We start from the raw sequence: 18,402 nt of genomic DNA, 5'->3' as shown, positions 1-18,402 counted from the left end.
TGCGGGCGTTACCCGTCCGGCGTGACGGCGGCCCGTTCCCGCTCACGCCGTGCGCCGAGTCGCTGTCAGCCATGCCAGGTCGGCCGCGGCCTCGTCGCGTGCGTGCGCGGCGCTGGTGAACAGCGTGTCGGTCTTGGTCAGCACCAGGGTGTAGGGCCGCCCCTGCCGTCGGGTCTGGTGGCGCACCGGCAGCTCCGCCGCGTCGATCCGGGAGTGCACGTGCCGCCGTCCGTCTTTCGCCAGCGGCCACTCCAAGGTCCGCTGTGTCCGTGAGCCGAGAAACGTCCCCAGCCGGTCGCAGCGGTCGCACCCGCACCCGGTCCATTCGATCGACCAGTCGTCTTCGTCGCGCGGCGGCGTCGCGGCGATCCTGCCGAGCCGCTCCGCGCAGTCCCGGGCGACCTGGTCGAGCCCCGTCGCCCCGCGCGCGTCCGCCAGGCGCAGCGCCGGCATCAGACACTCCAGTACGGTGTCCGCGCACTCGCGCAGCGTTCCCGTGATCTCGTCGTACAGGGTGTCGTCGGCCGCTTCCAGCAGCCGCGCCAAGGGCGAGCTCAGGATCTCCAGCTGTCGCCGGCGGACATCGCGGTGGGCGGTGGTGGTCCAGAGCCGGAGCCGGCTGTACAGCCAGCCCCAGGCCCCGGCGGCCAGGAGCTGTGCCACGTGCGGGCTCCCGGTGGCACGCAGCGCCCCGCACAGCCCCGGCAGCGTGGTGTCGGCCCACTCGGACAGGTCGGATCCGTACGGGTCGCGCTTCGGCCCAAACCACCCGTCGACGACGGTCCCCGTCCACTGCTCGCCGTACAGTTCGGCTGCCGCCGCCAGCCCGGCCGCGTGATCCTGCGCCAGCAGCTCCACACGGAACGGTTCAAGCAGCATCGCCGCAGTCCCGGCGGCATCCAGGCCCACTGCCACATCCAGGGCTGCCGGAAGCAGTCCTGCCTTCGTTTCCAGCTGGGACCAAAACGGTGCGAGCGACTGTGCCGCGTCACGTGCGCCCGGCAGGTCTCCGGCGTCGATGCGGTCACGGAGGTCACGCAGGGCCCACCGGGACCCGCCCTCGGCACGCGCCGCGAACGCCCTCTCGCGCGGCCACACGACGACCGCGGCCCGCCGGTACCACCGGTCCAGTGTGTTGCCATAGTTGCCCATGTAGCCCTCGTACTCGGACTGGTAGGGAGTCAGGCCCGCGTTCGGGGTGGCGGCACACACCTCGTCGTCGCTGACGCGCAGCGAGATCGGTTCACCGCCGGTACCGTCCTGGCTGGTCCACCAGTCGAGGGTGATCTCGTCATCGATCAGCTCGTTGAGTTCGTAGTCATCGGGATCCTCGTTCGGGCCGTCGCCGGTGTCGTCCTCCTCTTCCTCTTCGTCCTCGTAGTAGTAGTCGTCGTCCCATGGGCCGCTGCCGGAGGGCAGAGCGTCCCATGTCTCCTTCACCTCGGCGAGTGCCAGCACCGTCTCGCATCCGGCCTGCTCCGCTGCCGCGCGCAGCAGCGCGGCGCGCTCCGCGTCGGCGCCCTTGAGGCGCTGCCAGTTCAGGCCCCGCTGGGTGTACTCGTGGTCGAGGAGGAAGACCAGCCGGTTCGGCGGGGGCAGGACGCGGCGTGAGTATCGCGGGGTGACTGGCGTGCTGAAGTGCCCGGTCAGGCAGCGCGCCGACTCGGCAGCGGGGCCGGCCTCCACGGGCGGGGAACCGGCGTCGGCGAGCAGGTTGAAGGTGAGGGTCTCCCGGTAACCGGACCTGACCGGAGTCACTTGGTGACGGCAGTCGGCGTAGAACGCGATGAGGGTCAGCTCGTCCTTCGATGCTTGGTACGCGATGCTCTCCCCGCCGTGCTCGACGACCAGTTCCCCGCCGGTGTGCGCCGAAGGCAGGGACACCACCAGGGTGCCCACCATCGCGTCGTCCTTCTCCGAATCCTGGTGGGGGAGGAAGAACTGCCCCTTGCCGTACACCAGCATCGAGTGCAGTTCGGCACGGAGACGAGACCCGCGCGGAAGCCCGAGACCGCCACGGAAGTGTTCCAGCGCACGGTCGAGCAGTGCGGGCCAGCCGGTCCCCCCCAGCGTGATCTGATCCGGGGTCAGCTCCCAGGTGTCCCGGACGCTCGCATCGGCCAGCGTCTCCTCTCCTCGCCCGAACTTCGCCGGCCGCGCCACCGCGATCAGCTTCTTCGCCAGGGGCGCGCGCAGCGGAAGCCTCACCGGACCGACGCCGGACACCACGAGGTGGAGAAGGTCCGCCGGTGCCGACAGCTGAGCGCTGAACGATCCCGTCGGCGCGGAGCCGCCCAGCAGCTCCGCCAGCCGTTCCCTCGCGGTCTTCGCCATGCGCCCCTCACTCCCATCTGCCCCGCACCTGCCGGGGTGTCACTCTATCGGCGGCGGGGTACCAGCCAGATGAGAACGGGTCTGACCAGCGGTTTCCCGGTTCCGGGCCCTGTCCGACCCAGGGGGCAGTGGTACGGGCGCGGTGCCTGCTGCTTCGCAGGCGCTGTCGGTTCGCGTGGGCCGGTCGCTCGTTTCGGTGAGCTGCATCTTTCAGTTGCGCGACAAACCACAGCGCTGAGGTCATGCTGGCCTTGCCGCACCACAGCACGGCGTGATCCGGCGCCGTACCGGCCCTGGCCTTGGGAGACAAGCACGTGGCCCATCACGTTCCGCTGGACGTCGACGACGTGATCGAGGGCGTGGTCGATCACCTGCTGCACGTCAGTTACGACGAGCGCACGGTGCTTCGGCTGACGTCCACGGGGGACGGTGGGGAGAGCGTCACCGCGGTCGGCAAGGCGCTCTTCGGGGTCCAGCCAGGAGAGAGCCTGCGCTTGCGCGGATCGTGGGCCCACCATCCGCGCTACGGGCGACAGTTCAGAGCCGGACGCTGTGAGCGTACGGTGCCAGCCGACGAGCGGGCGATCCGCCTCTACCTTGCCTCGGGCATGATCCGCGGGATCGGGCCGGCCCTGGCGGCGGCGATCGTGGACACCTTCCGCGAACAGACGTTGAAGGTCATCGACGCCGAGCCGGAGCGGCTGCTGAATGTCCACAACATCGGTGAGATCCGGCTCGGGCGGATCATGGCAGCCTGGCAGGAACAGAAGGCCATCGCCGAGATCATGATGTTCCTGCAGCAGTTGGGGATCACTCCCGGGTTGGCGGTGAAGATCTACACCACGTACGCCGACACCGACGACGACCCGATCGATGTCGTCCGCCGGAGCCCCTACCGACTATGCCAGGACGTGTATGGCGTCGGCTTCGTCAACGCCGACAAGATCGCCCTCGCCGTCGGGGTCCCCAAGCACAGCGAGGAACGGCTCCAGGCCGCGCTGCTGCATGAGCTGGACCAGGCCGGCGGCCAGGGCCACTGCCACCTGCCCGTCCACGTCCTGCTCGCCCGCACCCGCCAGCTGCTGTCTGACGACGACCCGGCCACCGCGGAGATCCTCGACGACGCAGTCCTGCGCCACGCCCTGCAGACGCTGTCCGGGCAGGGTGAGGTGGTCACCGAGAGGCTACCGCTACCCGTGATGGACGGCACCGACGCGGTGGCGGACACCGAGATCGCCCTGCTCGCGCGCCGGCATCGCGACGAGACCCAGCTCGCCTGGCACGTGCGCCGCCTGCTCGGCTCCGCGCCCGCCCTGGCCGACCTCGCGGACTGGGGGCAGCGGTTGACCGCGCTGACCACGGCGGAGACGGCCGGGCTGACCGAGGAGCAGTATCAGGCGATCCACACCGCGCTCACCCGGTCCCTCTCCGTGCTCACCGGCGGCCCGGGCTGCGGCAAGACCCACACCCTGCGCACCCTTGTGGAGGTGGCTGACGAAGCCGGGGCGGTCGTCGCCCTGGCCGCGCCGACCGGGAAGGCCGCCAAGCGTCTGGAAGAGACCTGCGGACAGGCTGCGATGACCGTGCACCGCCTCATCCGGCCACCCGACGGGGACTCCCTCTTCGACCACGCCAGCATCCTGGATACCGCCGATCTGGTCGTCATCGATGAGACCTCCATGCTCGACCTCGCCCTGGCCCGAAAGCTCTTCGCCGCCGTCCGCGAGGGCTGCCACCTGGTGCTGGTCGGCGACACCGACCAGCTGCCTAGCGTCGGCCCCGGACGCGTCCTGCGCGACCTGCTTGAGGTGGACGCAATCCCGCGCACCCGGCTGACCAAGGTCTTCCGCCAGCACGACGACAGCGCCGCGATTGTGATCAACGCCCACCGCATCCTGCGCGGCGACCTGCCTGAGGACGACCCCAGAGCCTTCTGGAACCGGCCCATCCCGGGCGCGGAGGACATCGCCCAGCGCGTTGTGGAGCTGGTCTGCGACGTCATGCCGAAGCACCTCGAGGTCCGGGCCGAGGATATCCAGGTCCTATGCCCGGGCAAGAAGAACCTCGCAGGCATGACTGATCTCAACCTGCGCCTCCAGCAGCGTCTCAACCCACCCGCCGACCACAAGCCACAGCACTTCCACGACGGATGCGCCTTCCGCCTCGGCGACCGCGTTCAACAGGTCCGCAACAACCCGCACCGCGGCGACACAGGCGTTTTCAACGGCAGCAGTGGCACCGTCACCGGCGTCGACGTCGAAGCCCACCAGCTCACGGTCACCTTCCCCGGCGGCGAGACGGCCACCTACCCCTTCACCGACCTCGACGAACTGGTCCACGCCTACGCCCTGACCGTCCACCGCTCCCAGGGCAGCGAGTACCCGTACGTCGTCATCCCCGTGATCAACGCGGCCGGGATGATGTTGCTTCAGCGTAACCTGCTCTACACCGCCGTCACCCGCGCCCGCGACGGCGTCATGCTGATCGGCCAGCGCGAAGCCGTCGAGCGGGCCGTCGCCAACAACCGCACCCAGCGCCGCAACACGGCCCTCACCCACCGCATCGCCCACACCGACACCGCAACTCTGCCGCCGCGACCCCAGACACCGAACGGTCAGCTCGCCTGGGACTGAGAGCACAAAGGCCCATCCGGCAGGGCGCACAAGCGTGTTGGCCGGCTGCCCTCTTCCCCGCACCGTAGGCGATGGTCACACTGCTGAACGGAAGTCGACGGAGGGGGACTCGCGCGATGGCCGCTGGACCGGGACGCCGCTCAATCACCGGCCGACACAGGGCTGACGAGGAGGTGGGCGCACTGTGACCGGTTGCACGCGATGGAAGGACGTCCGGGCCGAGCATGTCGAGCGCGCGGGCGGTGAGGCGGCGGTGGTCGAGAGCTAGCGGCAATCCCGTGTAGATAGCGCGTGGGGCCTGCGTGCCAAGTGTGCGCCTGCCGAATATTTCATCCGACCAGGTCAGGCGGCGTGCCAGTACTCGTGGACCACTCCGCCGATTCGATCTCGGCGGCGTATGTCCAGACGGGAAATTTGCCCGAGATCGGCAATCGGTTCGGGGACCGCGCGCAGTGGCGCCGCCTGGTTCATCGCTTGGTGGGGCCGGTGCGCGTTGTGGTGCTGCTCGAACTGGCGGAGGGCTTGGCGCAGGTGGTGCTCGTTCCAGATGAGGGTGCGGTCCAGGAGTTCGTGGCGGCACGTCTGGACCCAGCGCTCCATGAAGGCGTTCATGCGCGGGATCCGGACGCCGGTGAGCACGGTCTGGATGCCGGCGGCTCCCAGGATCTGGTCGAAGAGCGCCGGGAACTTCGCGTCCCGGTCCCGGATCAGGTACGTGACGGTGGCTGCGGTGTCCTCCAGGTCCATGACCAGGTTTCGGGCGGCCTGGGCGACCCAGTTCGCAGAGGGATGGGCGGTGGTGCCCAGGATTCGGATGCGGCGGGTGGCGTGCTCGATGACCGCGAGGATGTACTGGCGCCGGCCGGTCAGGGTGACGGTCTCGATGAAGTCGCAGGCCAGGAGGGCGTCGGCCTGGGAGCGCAGGAAGTCCGCCCAGGTCGTGGCGGCCCGGTCGGGCGCGGGGTCGATGCCCTCGGTCCTGAGGATCTCCCAGACGGTGGAGGCGGCGACCTTGATGCCGAGAGTGGCGAGTTCGCCGTGCACCCTGCGGTAGCCCCACGACGGGTTCTCCCGGACCAGGCGCAGGATCAGGATGCGGATCGAGCGAACGGTGGGCGGGCGACCTGGCCTCTTCGGTCGACAGTTGCGGGCGTGGCGCTGCTTGATCAGGTCGCGGTGCCATCGCAGCACGGTGTCGGGTTGGACCAGCAACCCGAGCCGACGCAGAACCTGGCGCGGTAGCGACACCAGTAGAGCGGCGAGGAAGGCCCGGTCCTCCGGGGCGAACTTCACCCGGTCCGCACCGAGTTGCCGCTCAAGAACCATGATCTGGTGGCGTAGGGCGAGAATCTCCGCGTTCTTGTCGCGGTCGTTCATCGGCAGCAGTCGCAGCGCGGCGAACGCGTTAGTGATGGCCAGGTAGGTGAGACGAAGGAACATGAGTGCTCATCCTGCCGCAGCACCGAACAAGCCCCTGGACTGTATGGATGACATTCTCGGCAGGCGCAATGTCCGCGGGGGCCAGCGCAAAGTCGACTTCTACCTTCGGCTGCGGGCCTTGGGTGTCTTCCCTGATGACGCCCCGGCCACGATCCGGGCGTTCGGGCTTGCCGCCGGACGGCTGAGCATCGAAGAACTCGTGGATCGCTTTCCGATCCGGTGCCGCCCGGTCCGCGACCTGATCGTGGACTACCTGCGCGAACGGCAGCCGTCGTTGGATTACACCAGCCTGGACGCGGTGTCGCGGACGCTGGCTGGGCTGTTCTGGACCCGGGTCGAAGCGCTCTCACCGGGCATCGACTCCCTGCGGCTGCCACCGGCACTGGCCCGGGCCTGGAAGACAGACATCGCCACCAAGAAGCGCACCACGGTCGGTCCGGACGGCACCGCCGTCGAGGTGGCCAGCCCCAGGCTGAACGCCAAGGACGAGCTCATCCGCGTCCGCGCCTTCTATCTGGACATCGCCCATTGGGCTGCGGAAGAGCCGGTTCGCTGGGCGCCGTGGGTGGTGCCCTGCCCGATCAGCGATGAGGAGATCAGCAAGGCCAAGGACCGCAGACACCGCAAGGCCCGGATGGACCAGCGCACCCGCGAACGGCTTCCCCTCCTGCCGGTGCTGACCGACACCGTCGACCGCAGGCGACGTGCCGCAGCTGAACTACTGGCTGCTGCCGAGCGCACCCGGCCCGGGGATCTGATCCCCGACACTGCCGGAACCCTGCGCAGGGCCGTCGCGCCCAAGGCCGCAGGGCATCTGACCTGGGCCGAGGAGACCTCGACCGGGCGGCGGCGGAACCTCACCTACGAGGAGAGCGAAGCCTTCTGGGCCTTCGCCGCGATCGAGGTCCTGCGCCTAACCGGCATCCGCAACGAGGAGCTCCTGGAGCTGACCCATCACAGCATCACCGAATACCGGCTCCCCAGCACCGGCGAAGTCGTGCCCCTGCTGCAGGTCGCCCCGTCCAAGACCGACAGCGAACGGCTCCTCCTGGTCAGCCCGGAACTGGCGGACGTCCTTTCCAGCATTGTCCGCCGTCTGCGAGGAGGCGGCGGCGCGATCCCGCTGGTGGCCTCCTACGACGTCCACGAGCGGGTCTGGAACCCGCCGATGCCGCTGCTGTTCCAACGCGATATCGGCACCGAACATCGCGCTTTCACCCCGACCGCCCTCCGCAAGCTTCTGATCAACGCGCTGGCCGCCACAGGCCTGACCGATGCCGGCGGCGAACCGCTCGTCTTCTCCCCGCACGACTTCCGCAGGATCTTCGTGACCGACGCCATCATGAACGGTCTGCCACCGCACATCGCCCAAGTGATCTGCGGACATAAGAGTCTTGATACGACAATGGGCTACAAGGCGATCTATCCGGCAGAGACCATCGAGGCCCATCGCGCCTTCATCGCCCGTCGCAGGGCCACCCGACCCAGCGAAGAGTATCGAACCCCCACCGAGGAGGAATGGGACGCCTTCCTCGCGCACTTCGAGAAGCGCAAGGTCTCCATCGGCACCTGCGCTCGTGCCTTTTCAAGCCCTTGTGTTCATGAACACGCTTGCGTTCGTTGCTCGCTCCTTCAGCCGGACCCGGCCCAGCGCGGCCGGCTGGAGGAGATTCGCGACAACCTCGTTGCCCGCATCGCCGAGGCCGAGCGCGAAGGCTGGCTCGGCGAGGTCGAAGGACTCAAGGTCAGCCTCGCCGGCGCCGAGGATAAAATCGCCCAGATCGACAGGCGGTCCCAGAAGGCCACCATCAGCCTCGGCATGCCTACGACCAGGAGCGGGGACCTTGAGTAGCGACGCATATCGAGAAGAACCAGGCAGCGATCTGAGCACGTGGACGCTCGACAAGCTGCAGATGTTCATCCATGACGCCTGCGGCCAGCAACTTGAGACGGCGCGCGTCGCCGCGCAGGGACACGCCTACAACTCCAGCCACCCCCAGGAAGCCCGTCGCCAGTGGGCGAAGCTGTCACTGCTCGCGAACCGGCGCATGCTCGACAACGCCGAGGGACGCTCCGTGCGGGAGGCCCAGCAGGACTTCATGCTCCGGATGTGGGTGATCGACCGGCTGGGCCCCGACGACACGGACCCCGACTGGAGTCCCGAGGCGTTGGCGTCCGACACGCTCGACGCACTGACCTTCACGCCCACACAGGCCGCTGGTCTCGCCGAGGGCTGGCGCGACCTTCCCATCGAGCAGATCCGCGAGCTGCGGTGGCACAAGAACCTGACAGCTCATCTGGAATGCCTGGTCGGCTACCTGGCTCCTGGCCCGGTCCGTGAGCGACTGGTCGCCTGGACCGCGACTCGACAGCTCCTGCCTTGACCGGGCCCCAGCGATCACGTCGCCTCAACTGACCCGCTTCAAAGCGAAGTTCAGAGAAGCCTGTCTGCGGTGTTCGATGCACTGGCCCGACCCTGCCCAGCGTGCTCGCATCGCCGAGATCCGCGACAACCTTCTCGCCCGCATCGAGGAAGCGCGACGCGAAGGCTGGCTCGGCGAGGTCGAAGGGCTCCAGATCAGCCTCGCCGGCGCCAACGACAAGCTCGCTCAGATCGACCGCCGATTGCCTCAAACTGTCGACCTCGGGATCCCCTCCCCACGGCGACAAGACACCTCGGCAGTCCAAGATCACTAGTTCAGAGAATGCGAAGGAGATCGAGGCCGGCACGGCCGAACATCTGGCGTTTGAGCATCTTCAGCCGGTTGACGGTGCCTTCCACGGCGCCGGAACTGTAGGGCAGAGTCAGGCCGTTGTGGACGGCGTCGAAGTCGCGGCGGAGGTTGCGGGCGAAGCCCGCAAGCGGAGCCAGGGTGTCGTGCTCGACGCCGGCGATCCACTCCTCGAGCCGGTCGCCGTGGCGTGCGGTCATCATGACGGCGAACTTCCTGACGTGGCCGGTGAGCCGGTCCAGCTCGGGGTCGCGCTCACGCAGGCGGTGCAGCTTCTCGGCATCGCTGTCGCGGAGGTGTTCGGGATGGGTCATGATCCATGAGGTGACCTCGCGGACCGAGGGAGGCTTGGGGCCGACCGCGGGTGCGTGTCCGCGCCCGGTGCGGTAGCGCCGCAGATGACGCTGGACGGCCAACTCGCCCCCGGGGTAGCCGAGTTTCTGAATCTCCCGGTGGAGCTGTGCGGCATTTCTTATGCCTTCGTTCCAGCGCCGGTGCAGGTAGCCGACGTACGGGTCGACGACATGTGCCCGCTGGAGGCTCTTGGCGACGACATCATCAGCGGAGCGGGCGTTGACCAGCTTGCGGACGGTGGCCTGGTGCAGCCCGAGCTTCCGGCCGATCGCCGCCTTCGACATCCCCTGCGAAGACTCCGGCCGACGTATACGGCTTGGGCACGGTCTTGCTGTACGCGGCGACCGGCCGTTACCCGTACGACGGCAACGGCTGACCGGCGATCGTCGCCAAGGTGACCGACGAGACCCATCCGCCGGACCTCTCCGGGCTGCCCGGGGCGCTCGCCCCGCTGGTCACCGCGATGCTCGCCCACGCTCCGGAGGACCGGCCCGAATCTGTCACCCGTCCAGCATGGCAAGCTGTTCGGGCGTCAGCGTCAGATCAGCCGCCAACGCCGAGTCACGCGCCGTCTCCGGACGCGAGCAGCCGGGGATGGGTATGACGTGCTCACTTTGGGCAAGGTGCCATGCCAGGCACACCTGCTGCGGGCTCACCTGGAGATCGGTCGCCACAGCCGCGAAGGCGGGCTGCCCGACCCCCAGGGCGATTGCGTTGTGCATCCCGCCGAGGGGGCTCCAGGGAAGGAACGCGATGCCGAGCTGCCCGCACAGATCGAGCTCCGGACGGCTGGAGCGAACGGCCGGCGAAAACTCGTTCTGCACCGAGGCGAGCCCGCCCGGGCCGAGGACCTCCAGCGCCAGCCGGATCTGCGTCTCGTCGACGTTGGAGAGGCCGACGAGGCGGACTTTGCCGGCGTCCCGCAGTTCGCGCAAAGCACCGAGGGTCTCCTCGTAGGGGATGGAGGGGTCAGGTCGATGGTGCTGGTAGAGACCGATGGCCTCGACTCCGAGCGCGGCGAGGGATGCCTCGCAGGCGCGGCGCAGGTGTTCGGGACTGCCGTCGAGGCCCCACCCGCCGTCGGGAGTGCGGGTGTGGCCGCCCTTGGTGGCCACGAGCACATCGCTCGTGTCGCCCCCGTAGGTGGCCAGCGCCTTGCGGATCAGGCGCTCGTTGTGTCCCATGTCGTAGCCGGGGGCGTAGGCGTCTGCTGTATCGATCAAGGTGACGCCGGCGTCGAGCGCGGTGTGGACCGTGGTGATGGCCTGCTGTTCGTCCGGCGCAGGAGTGTGCAAGGAGAAGGGCATCCCGCCCAGGCCGATCGCGCTGACCTGGAGGCCGCCGAGGGAACGGGTGTGCACGTTGTGCTCCTGTGGTGTGTGTGGGGCCGGCGCTTGTCGAGACGTCGAGCGCTGCCTGATCAGGAAGCGCCGGTGCTGAGGTTTGACGCGGCGGTGGCCGGAGGGCGGGTTTCGACGTGAAGTGACCCTGGGGCACCGACGATGCTGCCGTTCCCACGGCCGTCGACCTTGACCGTCACGGCGTCGGCACCCAATCGGATGCCGGAGACCTGAACGCTTCCGACCGGCGACTCTGCAAGCGGACGCAGTGTCACACGGCCGGTCGGGAGATCGGGCTCGAGCCCGAGCAGGGACGACAGCAGGCTGACGCCGGCGGTTGCCGCCCATGCCTGAGGACGGCAGGACGCCGGATATGGCACGGGACGGCCCCCGGTGCGGCGTTGCTCGCCCGCGTGGAGTTCCGGGAGACGGTAGTCGAACGCTACGGCTGCTTCGAGGAGGCCCTCGAGGAGCGAGGCGGCTGCTCCATGGTGCCCGCTTGCCGCGAGGCCGGCCACGGCGATCGCGGTGTCATGCGCCCAGACGGATCCGGTGTGGTATCCGACGGGGTTGAAGCCCGTAGACCGGGCGCTCATGGTGCGCAGGCCCCAACCGCTGTTCATGTCAGGCCCGTTCAGCCGGAGGGCGACCAGAGCGCTCTCCTCTGCGGACAGGATTCCCGTGCCCAGCAGGTGCCCTGCGTTGGAGGCGACGGCATCGATCGGTCGTTTGTCACCGTCCAGCGCGATCGCGATGTACGGGCCGGCGGCGTCCTCGACCCAAAACGTCGATCGGAACCGGCGCGCGAGAGAGTCCGCCCAGTCCAGCCAGTAGTCGGCGCCCGGCCTTTCGAAAGCGCTGAGCAGGGCTGCCCCTGCGATGGCGGCCTGGTAGGCGTATCCCTGGACCTCCGACAGGGCGATGGGCGCTACCGCGAGGCGGCCGCGGGTGGTCTGCACGGCGTCGACGGAGTCCTTCCAGCCTTGGTTGACCAGTCCGTTCTCCTGGTTGCGGATGTACTCCACAAATCCGTCGCCATCGGCGTCGGCGTGGGAGCGCAGCCATTCGAGCGCGCGCTCGGCGTGCGGGAGCAGGGCGGCAACCTCCTCCTGGGGCATGCCCCAGCGCCAGGCCTCCGCCAGAAGTACGACGAAGAGCAGGGTGGCGTCGATGCTGCCGTAGTACAGGGGGGGCAGGGTGAGGCCGCCTGAGAGTCTGGTCGTTTCACGGCGCAACTCATGCAGGATCTTGCCTGGCTGTTCCTCGGTGTCCGGGTTGTTGGCCGTGCCCTGCCGGCGGGCGAGTGTACGCAGTGTGCTTGCGGCCAGTTCCGTCCCCAGTGGGAGCATCATCCGGGCGGCCCACAGGGAGTCCCGGCCGAAGAGCGTGAGATACCAGGGCGCCCCGGCGGCGAGGAAGTGGTCCGTCGGGTCCAGGGGATCGCTCAGCAGCAGGCCCTCGAGGTCGTCCAGGCTGCGGCCGAGCAGCAAGGACATGCGTGGATCGGCGCACCGCACCTGGATGTCCGACCAGGGCCCACGGTCGGTGGAAGGCGCCGTCACCGCGGTCGGTGCATCCACGGTCCGGTCTGCGACGAGAGCGAGGGAGACAGTCCAGCTCTGTCCGGGGGCCAGGTCGACCGTCCACTCGAGGCCGCCTGTCGCGGGGTCGATCCGGTCCGGCACGGCGCTGGGGGTGAGCGTCACCGACACACCGGTCCGTGGGTGGGTCCAGGACAGGCCGCGTCCGGTGTTCTCGGCAGGCAGCCCGGCAGGGGTCCGTCCCGATTTGACGGTGAAGATGTTCGCCAGATCACATCCCGTCTCCAGCCTCAGCGGCAGAACCACGGGGATCCGCCCATGGTTGCTGAGGGTGATCTGCTCGAGGCAGTCCTGCTCGGCACTGCGCAGTCGTTCGACGCTTACTGCGGGATCCGGGGTGGGGTCGTCCGCGCTGCGCCGTACCGCGACGAAGCGGGCCTTCCGCGTGCCGAGCAGCTCGGAGTGGATGGCTTCGGGCTCGGCTCCGTCGATGGTGAGGACGAGACGGCTGACCCACCGGGTGTCGGACGCGAAGAACCCTGCGGCGCCTCCGCGCAGCTGGCCGTCCGGCGTGGACAGCACCAGCAGTGGAGCCCGCAGGCAGACGATCGCGTCCTGGATGAAGGGCTGAGGGGTCCAGTCCGTCATGAATACTCCTTCGCGGTGAGCCGTCCTGGCAGAGTCCCCCTCAGACGGGGCCAAGGTGCATGCCTTGACAGCGATTTCAGCGGATGCTTTTCTTCTCAGGCCGTGACGTTTGAACGATCAAATCACGACAGCCGTGTCGGACGCCAGTCGTGAACCGTCCCCACACCTGCTGTCCGCAACGAAGTCCCCTCGCACACCCGACACCCGGGTGCCTGAAGAGGGATCTTCGTTGGCCACGGTGCCGCCTCGTGTTCGAACGGTGCACGCAGGCGTCCGCCGGGACTCCCCCGCGGACGGCCCATGCGCGAACCGCCGGCCGAGGCATCCGAACGCCCCTGCCGGGGCAGCGCGTGCGTCGTCCCGGCGATCGCCAGCGCCCACCGGCTTCGCGAAAGGCACGACCCGATGGCGACCCCATCCGCGCCCTGGTGGCGCGACGCTGTGATGTACCAGGTTTACCTGCGCAGTTTCCGAGACGGGAACGGCGACGGCGTAGGCGACCTGCGCGGCGCCCGCTCGTGCCTGGCCTACCTGTCAACGCTCGGCGTGGACGGGCTCTGGATCAGCCCGTGTTTTCCCTCCCCGCAGCGTGACCACGGCTACGACGTCTCCGACTACTGCGCCATCGATCCGCTCTTCGGAGACCTGGACGACTTCGATCTGCTGGTCCGCGACGCGCATCAGTTGGGGCTGAAGGTCGTCCTCGACATCGTGCCCAACCACTGCTCCAGTGACCATCCGCGGTTCCAGGAGGCCCTGGCCGCCGGGCCCGGGAGCGAGGCTCGCCGCTGGTTCCACTTCGCCGAGGGACGCGGCGCGGACGGGAGCCTGCCGCCCAACAACTGGCGAGCCATGTTCGGTGGCCCGGCCTGGACCAGGGTGGTGGAGCCCGACGGCCGGCCCGGCCAGTGGTACCTGCACATGTTCACCCCGCACCAGCCGGACTGGAATTGGCGCACGCCCGAGGTCGCCGACCTCTTCGACAAGGTCCTGCGCTTCTGGCTCGACCGCGGGGTTGACGGCTTCCGGATCGACGTCGCGGTCGGACTCTTCAAGCATCCCGACCTCCCGGACTCCCCCGATCCGACCGCGGACGAGGACGCCCGGGACGCGATCAATCCCCTGGCCTGGAACCAGCCCGAGGTCCACACCGTCTGGCGGCGTTGGAGGGCGATCTGTGAGGAGTACGACGCTCACGACGGCAAGCAGCGCACGCTGGTCGGCGAGGTCGCTGTTCCCACCCCCTCCGACCAGGCGCTGTACCTACGCCCTGACGAGCTCCACCAGGCGTTCTACTTCGACCTGCTGCACACTCCGTGGGACGCGTCGGCGTTCCGGGAGCGGATCGGGGCCGCGTTGCACGACATCGCCTCGACCGGCGCTCCTGTCACCTGGGTACTCAACAACCACGACCAGCAGCGCACCGTCACCCGGTACGGCCAGAGCGTCCCGCCTGGGCAGGAGCCGGACCTCGACCGTGGTGCCGCACGGGCCCTCGCGGCAGCGCTCCTGATGCTCGCCCTGCCCGGAAGTGCCTACCTCTACCAGGGCGAGGAACTCGGACTGCCGGAGGTCACCGACCTTCCGCTGGATGCCCTGACGGATCCCATCGTCGCTGCGACCGGCAGACCGGAGGCGGGCCGGGACGGCTGTCGTGTACCGCTGCCCTGGAGTGGCACCAAGCCCCCGTTCGGTTTCACCGACGCGGAGGCGGACCGGATCTGGCTTCCGCAACCCGACTGGTTCGAGCGTTACACCGTGCAACTCCTGCGTGCGAACGGAGACTCGTGCTGGCACACCTACCGGGACGGTCTGCAGCTCAGGCGCACTGTCCCGGCACTGCGCGACCCCGCGCTGCGCTGGCTCGCGGACGACGACGGGATCCTGGCCTTCGCCCGCGGCGAAGGATTCGTGTGCGCGGTGAACTTCACGGACGCACCGGTGCCAGCGCCTGTCCAGGGTACGCCTCTGCTGTCCAGCCAGCCGTGTGACGACGGGAAGTTGGCGGCCAACACAGCTGCATGGTGGATCGTCGACCCCGCTGCCTGACGCGGTCTTCACCGAACTCCTGGCGGCCGGCTTCTCACCGGCCGCCAGGAGTTGTACGCATTCCCGGCCGCGACCCGGGGCTGCGAGGACCTTCACCGCTCACCGCTGTGCGACTTTCGGTCAGGCGCTGTCCCGGATCACCAGGGAGGGGGCAAGGAGAATCCCGGTCTGCTGCAGATGCTGATCGCTCAGCCTGGCGACCAGCAGATTCATGACCTCCTTTCCCACCTCCTCCAAGGGTTGCCGGACGCTGGTCAGTGCAGGCGTGACGAGGGAGGCGGTCGGGGAGTCGTCCACACCGATCACGGCCAACTCCCGGCCGATCTCCAGGCCGACACTGCGTGCCGCCGCGTAGCAGCCGAGCGCGAATGTGTCGCTTGCGGCGACGATCGCCGTGATGGTGGGCGCCCCGGCGAGGAGTTCGAGCGCGGCGCGCGTGCCGTCCGCCAGAGTGTCCAGGGCGGTGATGTGATGATCTGGTCGCAGTCCGTGGCGCTGAAGAGCTCGCAGCCAACCGCGTCGGCGCTGTTCGCCGGGGCCGGAACTGCCGGACCAGCCGAGGAAACCGATCTCACGGTGACCGGCCGCCACCAGGTGGTCGACCGCGGCCTCTGTGCCGGCGGCTCCATCTACGTCGACCCAGAGATGGTCTGCCCGGTCGGACTCGAGGCGTCCGAAGCAGACGAAGGGAGCGCCGCGTTCGGCGAGCCAGGCGGGACGTGGATCGCCGGGGTCGATGCCCGAGAGTACGAAACCGTCGACGCTGCCGGTGCGGAGCATGTCCTCGTAACGGGTGAGCTCGGCACTGGTCCCGCCCGAACTGAACAGCAGCACCAGATAGCCCGCGGACTCCGCGGCAGTGGTGAGCGCGTGCAGGAATCGATCTTGCAGGACGCTGGCGGTGTCGGATCGATCCGGGTCGAGGCGATAGCCGATGTGACGTGTGCGCCGGCTGCGCAGTGAGCGAGCCGCGCGGTTCGGTTGGTACCCGAGCCGGTCGATGACGTCCAGGACGCGGGCCAGAGTGTCCGCACGGACACGTTCTGGTGCGTTGAGCGCGTTGGACACGGTTTGCAGGGAGACTTGGGCGGCGCGTGCCACGTCGGCCATGGTCGGGGTCGTGCGTCGGTGTGCCACCATGCCGCCTCACAGCTGGGGAAGTCGACTGCGGGCTCGGAGCCGGTACAGCCAGTTCGATCGTTCAACACTACCGGTGAGAGTTGTCTCTCGTACGCCCAATGGCCGTACAGCGTTCCTGGCAACACTTTTGCTGCGACCAGGTTGCGGCCTCCGAACCGGGTACCGCAGACTCCGGGTCGCTACCAGGAGGATGTCCGACGGGCCTTGCACTCGTCGGCCCGATCCCTGCGACCGTGGAGCCTGCGGCGAAGAATGGTGACACGGCCATTGTGTATGCGCCGACCGGATATGACCGGTGGGACAGGGAGTCCGGTCAGCCCTTGAGGGCCCCGGCGGTCAGCCCGGAGACGATGCGGCGCTGCAGGATCCAAACCAAGATCACCAGCGGGACGGTGACCACGACACCTGCCGCCATCTGCGTGCTGAACGGCTGCTGGTACTGGGAGCTTCCGGTGAACTTCGCAATGGCCACCGTGACCGGCTGCGCGGCCGGCGTAAGCGTCATGGCGTTCGCGATCAGGAACTCGTTCCACACGGAGATGAACACCAGCAGCGCGCTGGTGAAGATGCCCGGGAGGGCCAGCGGGAGGATGACCAGACGGAATGCCTGGGCGTGCGTGGCACCGTCGACCATGGCCGCTTCCTCGAGATCCCAGGGCATCTCCCGGAAAAAGCTGGACAATATCCAGATCGCCAGCGGCAGGGCAAAGCTGATGTCCGGGATGACCACCGACTGGTACTGGTCGATCCACCCCCAGTTGCTGAACTGCTGGAAGAGCGGCGTGAGCAGAGCCACCCCAGGAAACATCGAGGCCGCCAGCACAGCACCCAGCGCCAACCGCTTGCCACGGAACCGGAGTCTGGCGAAGGCGTAAGCGGCAACAACACCGATGATCATGGCGAACAACGTGGTCGAGCCTGCGATCACACCGCTGTTGCGCAGCGCGTAGGAAAAGTTGTTCTGGCCACTGAAGACGGCCTTGTAGTTCACCATCGTCGGGGAGGACGGCCACAGGTCGTTGTTGAAGATGTCGTTCGGCCCCTTGAGGCTGGAGACGATCATCCAGTAGAACGGCGCGAGGCAGTACACCATGATGCCGAGGACGCTCAGGACCGTGCCCATGGCACCGAGGCGGCGCCGGACCACGCGACGCGAGCGTCCGCGGGCAGTCATGAACCCTCCGGTACGGACCTCAACCGGCTGCGTACGGTCGGACTGGACTGTCGTGGCCATCAGGAGGCTCGCCCTTCTTCGTCGGACGGCAGCAGGCTGGTTCCCATGAACCGAATGAATACCAGCGCCACGCCGAAGATGATCAGGAACGTGAGCGTCGACAAGGCGGAGCCGTATCCGAACTTGGTCTGCTGGATGGAGGACTGCACGACAAGCATCGAAAGGGTCGTCGTGCCGTTGGCGCCACCGGTGAGGAGCTGGGGCAGGTCGTAGATGCGCAGGGCGTCGAGCAGCCGGAACAGGACCGCCACCCCGAGGGACGGGGCCAGAAGCGGCAGTGTGACGCTGCGGAATCGCCGCCAGGCTCCGGCACCGTCCACCCGCGCGGCCTCGTAGAGCTCGTCGGGAATCAACTGCAGTCCGGCCAGGATGAGGAGAGCGAGGAACGGGGCGGTCTTCCAGGTGTCCGCGATGACGATCGCCGCACGGGACGGCCACTGGCTGCCTGTCCACAAGGTGCTGCCCCCGGTCAGGTGGTTCACGATGCCGTCAGGCTGAAGCATCCAGCGCCACAGCACACTGGTCACGGCGGTGGGGATCGCCCACGGCACGAGAACGCTGGCGCGGACCAGGCCTCGGCCGCGGAAGGCACGGTGCATGACCAGTGCCATGGCAAGACCGATTGCCACCTCCAGCCCCACGGAGAAGACCGTGAACAGCCCGGTCACTCTCAGCGCCGACCAGAAGTCGCCGGAGGCGTCACCGGTGAGAGCTGTGCGGTAGTTGCCCAGACCGATGAACTGGGGCGTTCCGCCGATGGTGTCGCTGAACAGCGACAGGTAGATGGCTCTGACGAGCGGGTAGCCGATCACAGCGGCAAGCAGCAGCAGGGCCGGGGTGATCAGGTACCAGGCCGCCCATGTCCCACCACCCTTGTGACGCTTCGGTGGCGGCGGCGCACCCGGCAGCCTGGACGCGCGCGCCTTACTCGTGGTGGACATGGGCGGGACCTCCTTG

Annotated in this window: 13 protein-coding genes; 5 read left to right on the top strand and 8 right to left on the bottom strand. The window is 68.4% G+C overall.

Annotated features, from left to right (window positions below; translation table 11 throughout):
* Positions 1-42: 42 nt before the first annotated feature.
* Positions 43-2,334 carry a 2OG-Fe(II) oxygenase gene (locus ACQEXA_RS12650; protein WP_432934817.1) on the bottom strand — a complete coding sequence of 764 codons (2,292 nt, stop codon included), beginning with the start codon at positions 2,332-2,334 and terminating at the stop codon, positions 43-45.
* A 314-nt stretch (positions 2,335-2,648) separates the two neighbouring features.
* On the opposite strand from ACQEXA_RS12650, the gene recD2 reads away from it, so the two are divergent.
* Positions 2,649-4,967 carry an SF1B family DNA helicase RecD2 gene (recD2, locus tag ACQEXA_RS12645; RefSeq protein WP_432934818.1) on the top strand — a complete coding sequence of 773 codons (2,319 nt, stop codon included), beginning with the start codon at positions 2,649-2,651 and terminating at the stop codon, positions 4,965-4,967.
* Positions 4,968-5,309: 342 nt separating this feature from the next.
* Here the strand turns inward: recD2 and ACQEXA_RS12640 are convergent, their stop codons facing one another.
* A complete protein-coding gene (locus ACQEXA_RS12640) occupies positions 5,310-6,407 on the bottom strand; it encodes an integrase core domain-containing protein (protein WP_432934819.1) in 1,098 nt (365 codons plus the stop codon).
* Between the two features lie 43 nt (positions 6,408-6,450).
* Between ACQEXA_RS12640 and ACQEXA_RS12635 the strand changes: the two genes are divergently transcribed.
* The 3 genes from ACQEXA_RS12635 (at position 6,451) to ACQEXA_RS12625 (ending at position 9,104) form a co-directional block, all read left to right on the top strand.
* Positions 6,451-8,259 carry a tyrosine-type recombinase/integrase gene (locus ACQEXA_RS12635; protein ID WP_433129855.1) on the top strand — a complete coding sequence of 603 codons (1,809 nt, stop codon included), beginning with the start codon at positions 6,451-6,453 and terminating at the stop codon, positions 8,257-8,259.
* Positions 8,252-8,791 carry a hypothetical protein gene (locus ACQEXA_RS12630; RefSeq protein ID WP_433129853.1) on the top strand — a complete coding sequence of 180 codons (540 nt, stop codon included), beginning with the start codon at positions 8,252-8,254 and terminating at the stop codon, positions 8,789-8,791. The genes ACQEXA_RS12635 and ACQEXA_RS12630 overlap by 8 nt, the downstream gene beginning before the upstream one ends.
* 76 nt (positions 8,792-8,867) lie before the next feature.
* Complete coding sequence (locus ACQEXA_RS12625) at positions 8,868-9,104, top strand: hypothetical protein (protein ID WP_432934824.1); 237 nt, start codon at positions 8,868-8,870, stop codon at positions 9,102-9,104.
* A gap of 1 nt (position 9,105) precedes the next feature.
* On the opposite strand, the gene ACQEXA_RS12620 is transcribed toward ACQEXA_RS12625, so the two are convergent.
* The 3 genes from ACQEXA_RS12620 to ACQEXA_RS12610 all read right to left on the bottom strand — a co-directional run bounded on the left by ACQEXA_RS12620 (position 9,106) and on the right by ACQEXA_RS12610 (position 13,022).
* A complete protein-coding gene (locus ACQEXA_RS12620) occupies positions 9,106-9,453 on the bottom strand; it encodes a transposase (RefSeq protein WP_433134539.1) in 348 nt (115 codons plus the stop codon).
* Between the two features lie 540 nt (positions 9,454-9,993).
* Complete coding sequence (locus ACQEXA_RS12615) at positions 9,994-10,854, bottom strand: aldo/keto reductase (RefSeq protein WP_432934826.1); 861 nt, start codon at positions 10,852-10,854, stop codon at positions 9,994-9,996.
* A 59-nt stretch (positions 10,855-10,913) separates the two neighbouring features.
* Positions 10,914-13,022, bottom strand: coding sequence for an amylo-alpha-1,6-glucosidase (locus ACQEXA_RS12610; protein WP_433129851.1), 2,109 nt, complete (start codon positions 13,020-13,022; stop codon positions 10,914-10,916).
* 405 nt (positions 13,023-13,427) lie between these two features.
* Between ACQEXA_RS12610 and ACQEXA_RS12605 the strand changes: the two genes are divergently transcribed.
* Positions 13,428-15,071 carry a glycoside hydrolase family 13 protein gene (locus tag ACQEXA_RS12605; protein WP_432934828.1) on the top strand — a complete coding sequence of 548 codons (1,644 nt, stop codon included), beginning with the start codon at positions 13,428-13,430 and terminating at the stop codon, positions 15,069-15,071.
* A gap of 120 nt (positions 15,072-15,191) precedes the next feature.
* Here ACQEXA_RS12605 and ACQEXA_RS12600 read toward each other — a convergent pair whose 3' ends face one another.
* The 3 genes from ACQEXA_RS12600 to ACQEXA_RS12590 form a co-directional block, all read right to left on the bottom strand.
* Entirely contained in the window at positions 15,192-16,181 is a 990-nt protein-coding gene (locus tag ACQEXA_RS12600) for a LacI family DNA-binding transcriptional regulator (RefSeq protein ID WP_432934829.1), read from the bottom strand.
* Between the two features lie 343 nt (positions 16,182-16,524).
* Positions 16,525-17,334: a carbohydrate ABC transporter permease gene (locus ACQEXA_RS12595; RefSeq protein WP_432934830.1), complete on the bottom strand. Its 810-nt coding sequence runs from the start codon at positions 17,332-17,334 to the stop codon at positions 16,525-16,527.
* A gap of 110 nt (positions 17,335-17,444) precedes the next feature.
* A complete protein-coding gene (locus tag ACQEXA_RS12590; RefSeq protein ID WP_432934831.1) occupies positions 17,445-18,386 on the bottom strand; it encodes a carbohydrate ABC transporter permease in 942 nt (313 codons plus the stop codon).
* Between the last annotated feature and the right edge of the window lie 16 nt (positions 18,387-18,402).

Origin of the sequence: Streptomyces sp. CA-106110 (genome assembly GCF_050936285.1) — a bacterium.
Lineage (GTDB): Bacteria > Actinomycetota > Actinomycetes > Streptomycetales > Streptomycetaceae > Streptomyces.
The sequence above is the reverse complement of the archived record's forward strand: the minus strand, read 5'-3'. Positions and strand labels throughout refer to the sequence as shown.

What these genes read in the sequence shown, in the direction of transcription:
- ACQEXA_RS12650 (WP_432934817.1), bottom strand. Translation starts at nt 2,334, where the DNA reads ATGGCGAAGACCGCGAGGGAACGGCTGGCGGAGCTGCTGGGCGGCTCC.
- ACQEXA_RS12640 (WP_432934819.1), bottom strand. Translation starts at nt 6,407, where the DNA reads ATGTTCCTTCGTCTCACCTACCTGGCCATCACTAACGCGTTCGCCGCG.
- ACQEXA_RS12635 (WP_433129855.1), top strand. Translation starts at nt 6,451, where the DNA reads ATGGATGACATTCTCGGCAGGCGCAATGTCCGCGGGGGCCAGCGCAAA.
- ACQEXA_RS12625 (WP_432934824.1), top strand. Translation starts at nt 8,868, where the DNA reads ATGCACTGGCCCGACCCTGCCCAGCGTGCTCGCATCGCCGAGATCCGC.
- ACQEXA_RS12620 (WP_433134539.1), bottom strand. Translation starts at nt 9,453, where the DNA reads ATGACCCATCCCGAACACCTCCGCGACAGCGATGCCGAGAAGCTGCAC.
- ACQEXA_RS12610 (WP_433129851.1), bottom strand. Translation starts at nt 13,022, where the DNA reads ATGACGGACTGGACCCCTCAGCCCTTCATCCAGGACGCGATCGTCTGC.
- ACQEXA_RS12605 (WP_432934828.1), top strand. Translation starts at nt 13,428, where the DNA reads ATGGCGACCCCATCCGCGCCCTGGTGGCGCGACGCTGTGATGTACCAG.
- ACQEXA_RS12600 (WP_432934829.1), bottom strand. Translation starts at nt 16,181, where the DNA reads ATGGCCGACGTGGCACGCGCCGCCCAAGTCTCCCTGCAAACCGTGTCC.
- ACQEXA_RS12595 (WP_432934830.1), bottom strand. Translation starts at nt 17,334, where the DNA reads ATGGGCACGGTCCTGAGCGTCCTCGGCATCATGGTGTACTGCCTCGCG.
- ACQEXA_RS12590 (WP_432934831.1), bottom strand. Translation starts at nt 18,386, where the DNA reads ATGTCCACCACGAGTAAGGCGCGCGCGTCCAGGCTGCCGGGTGCGCCG.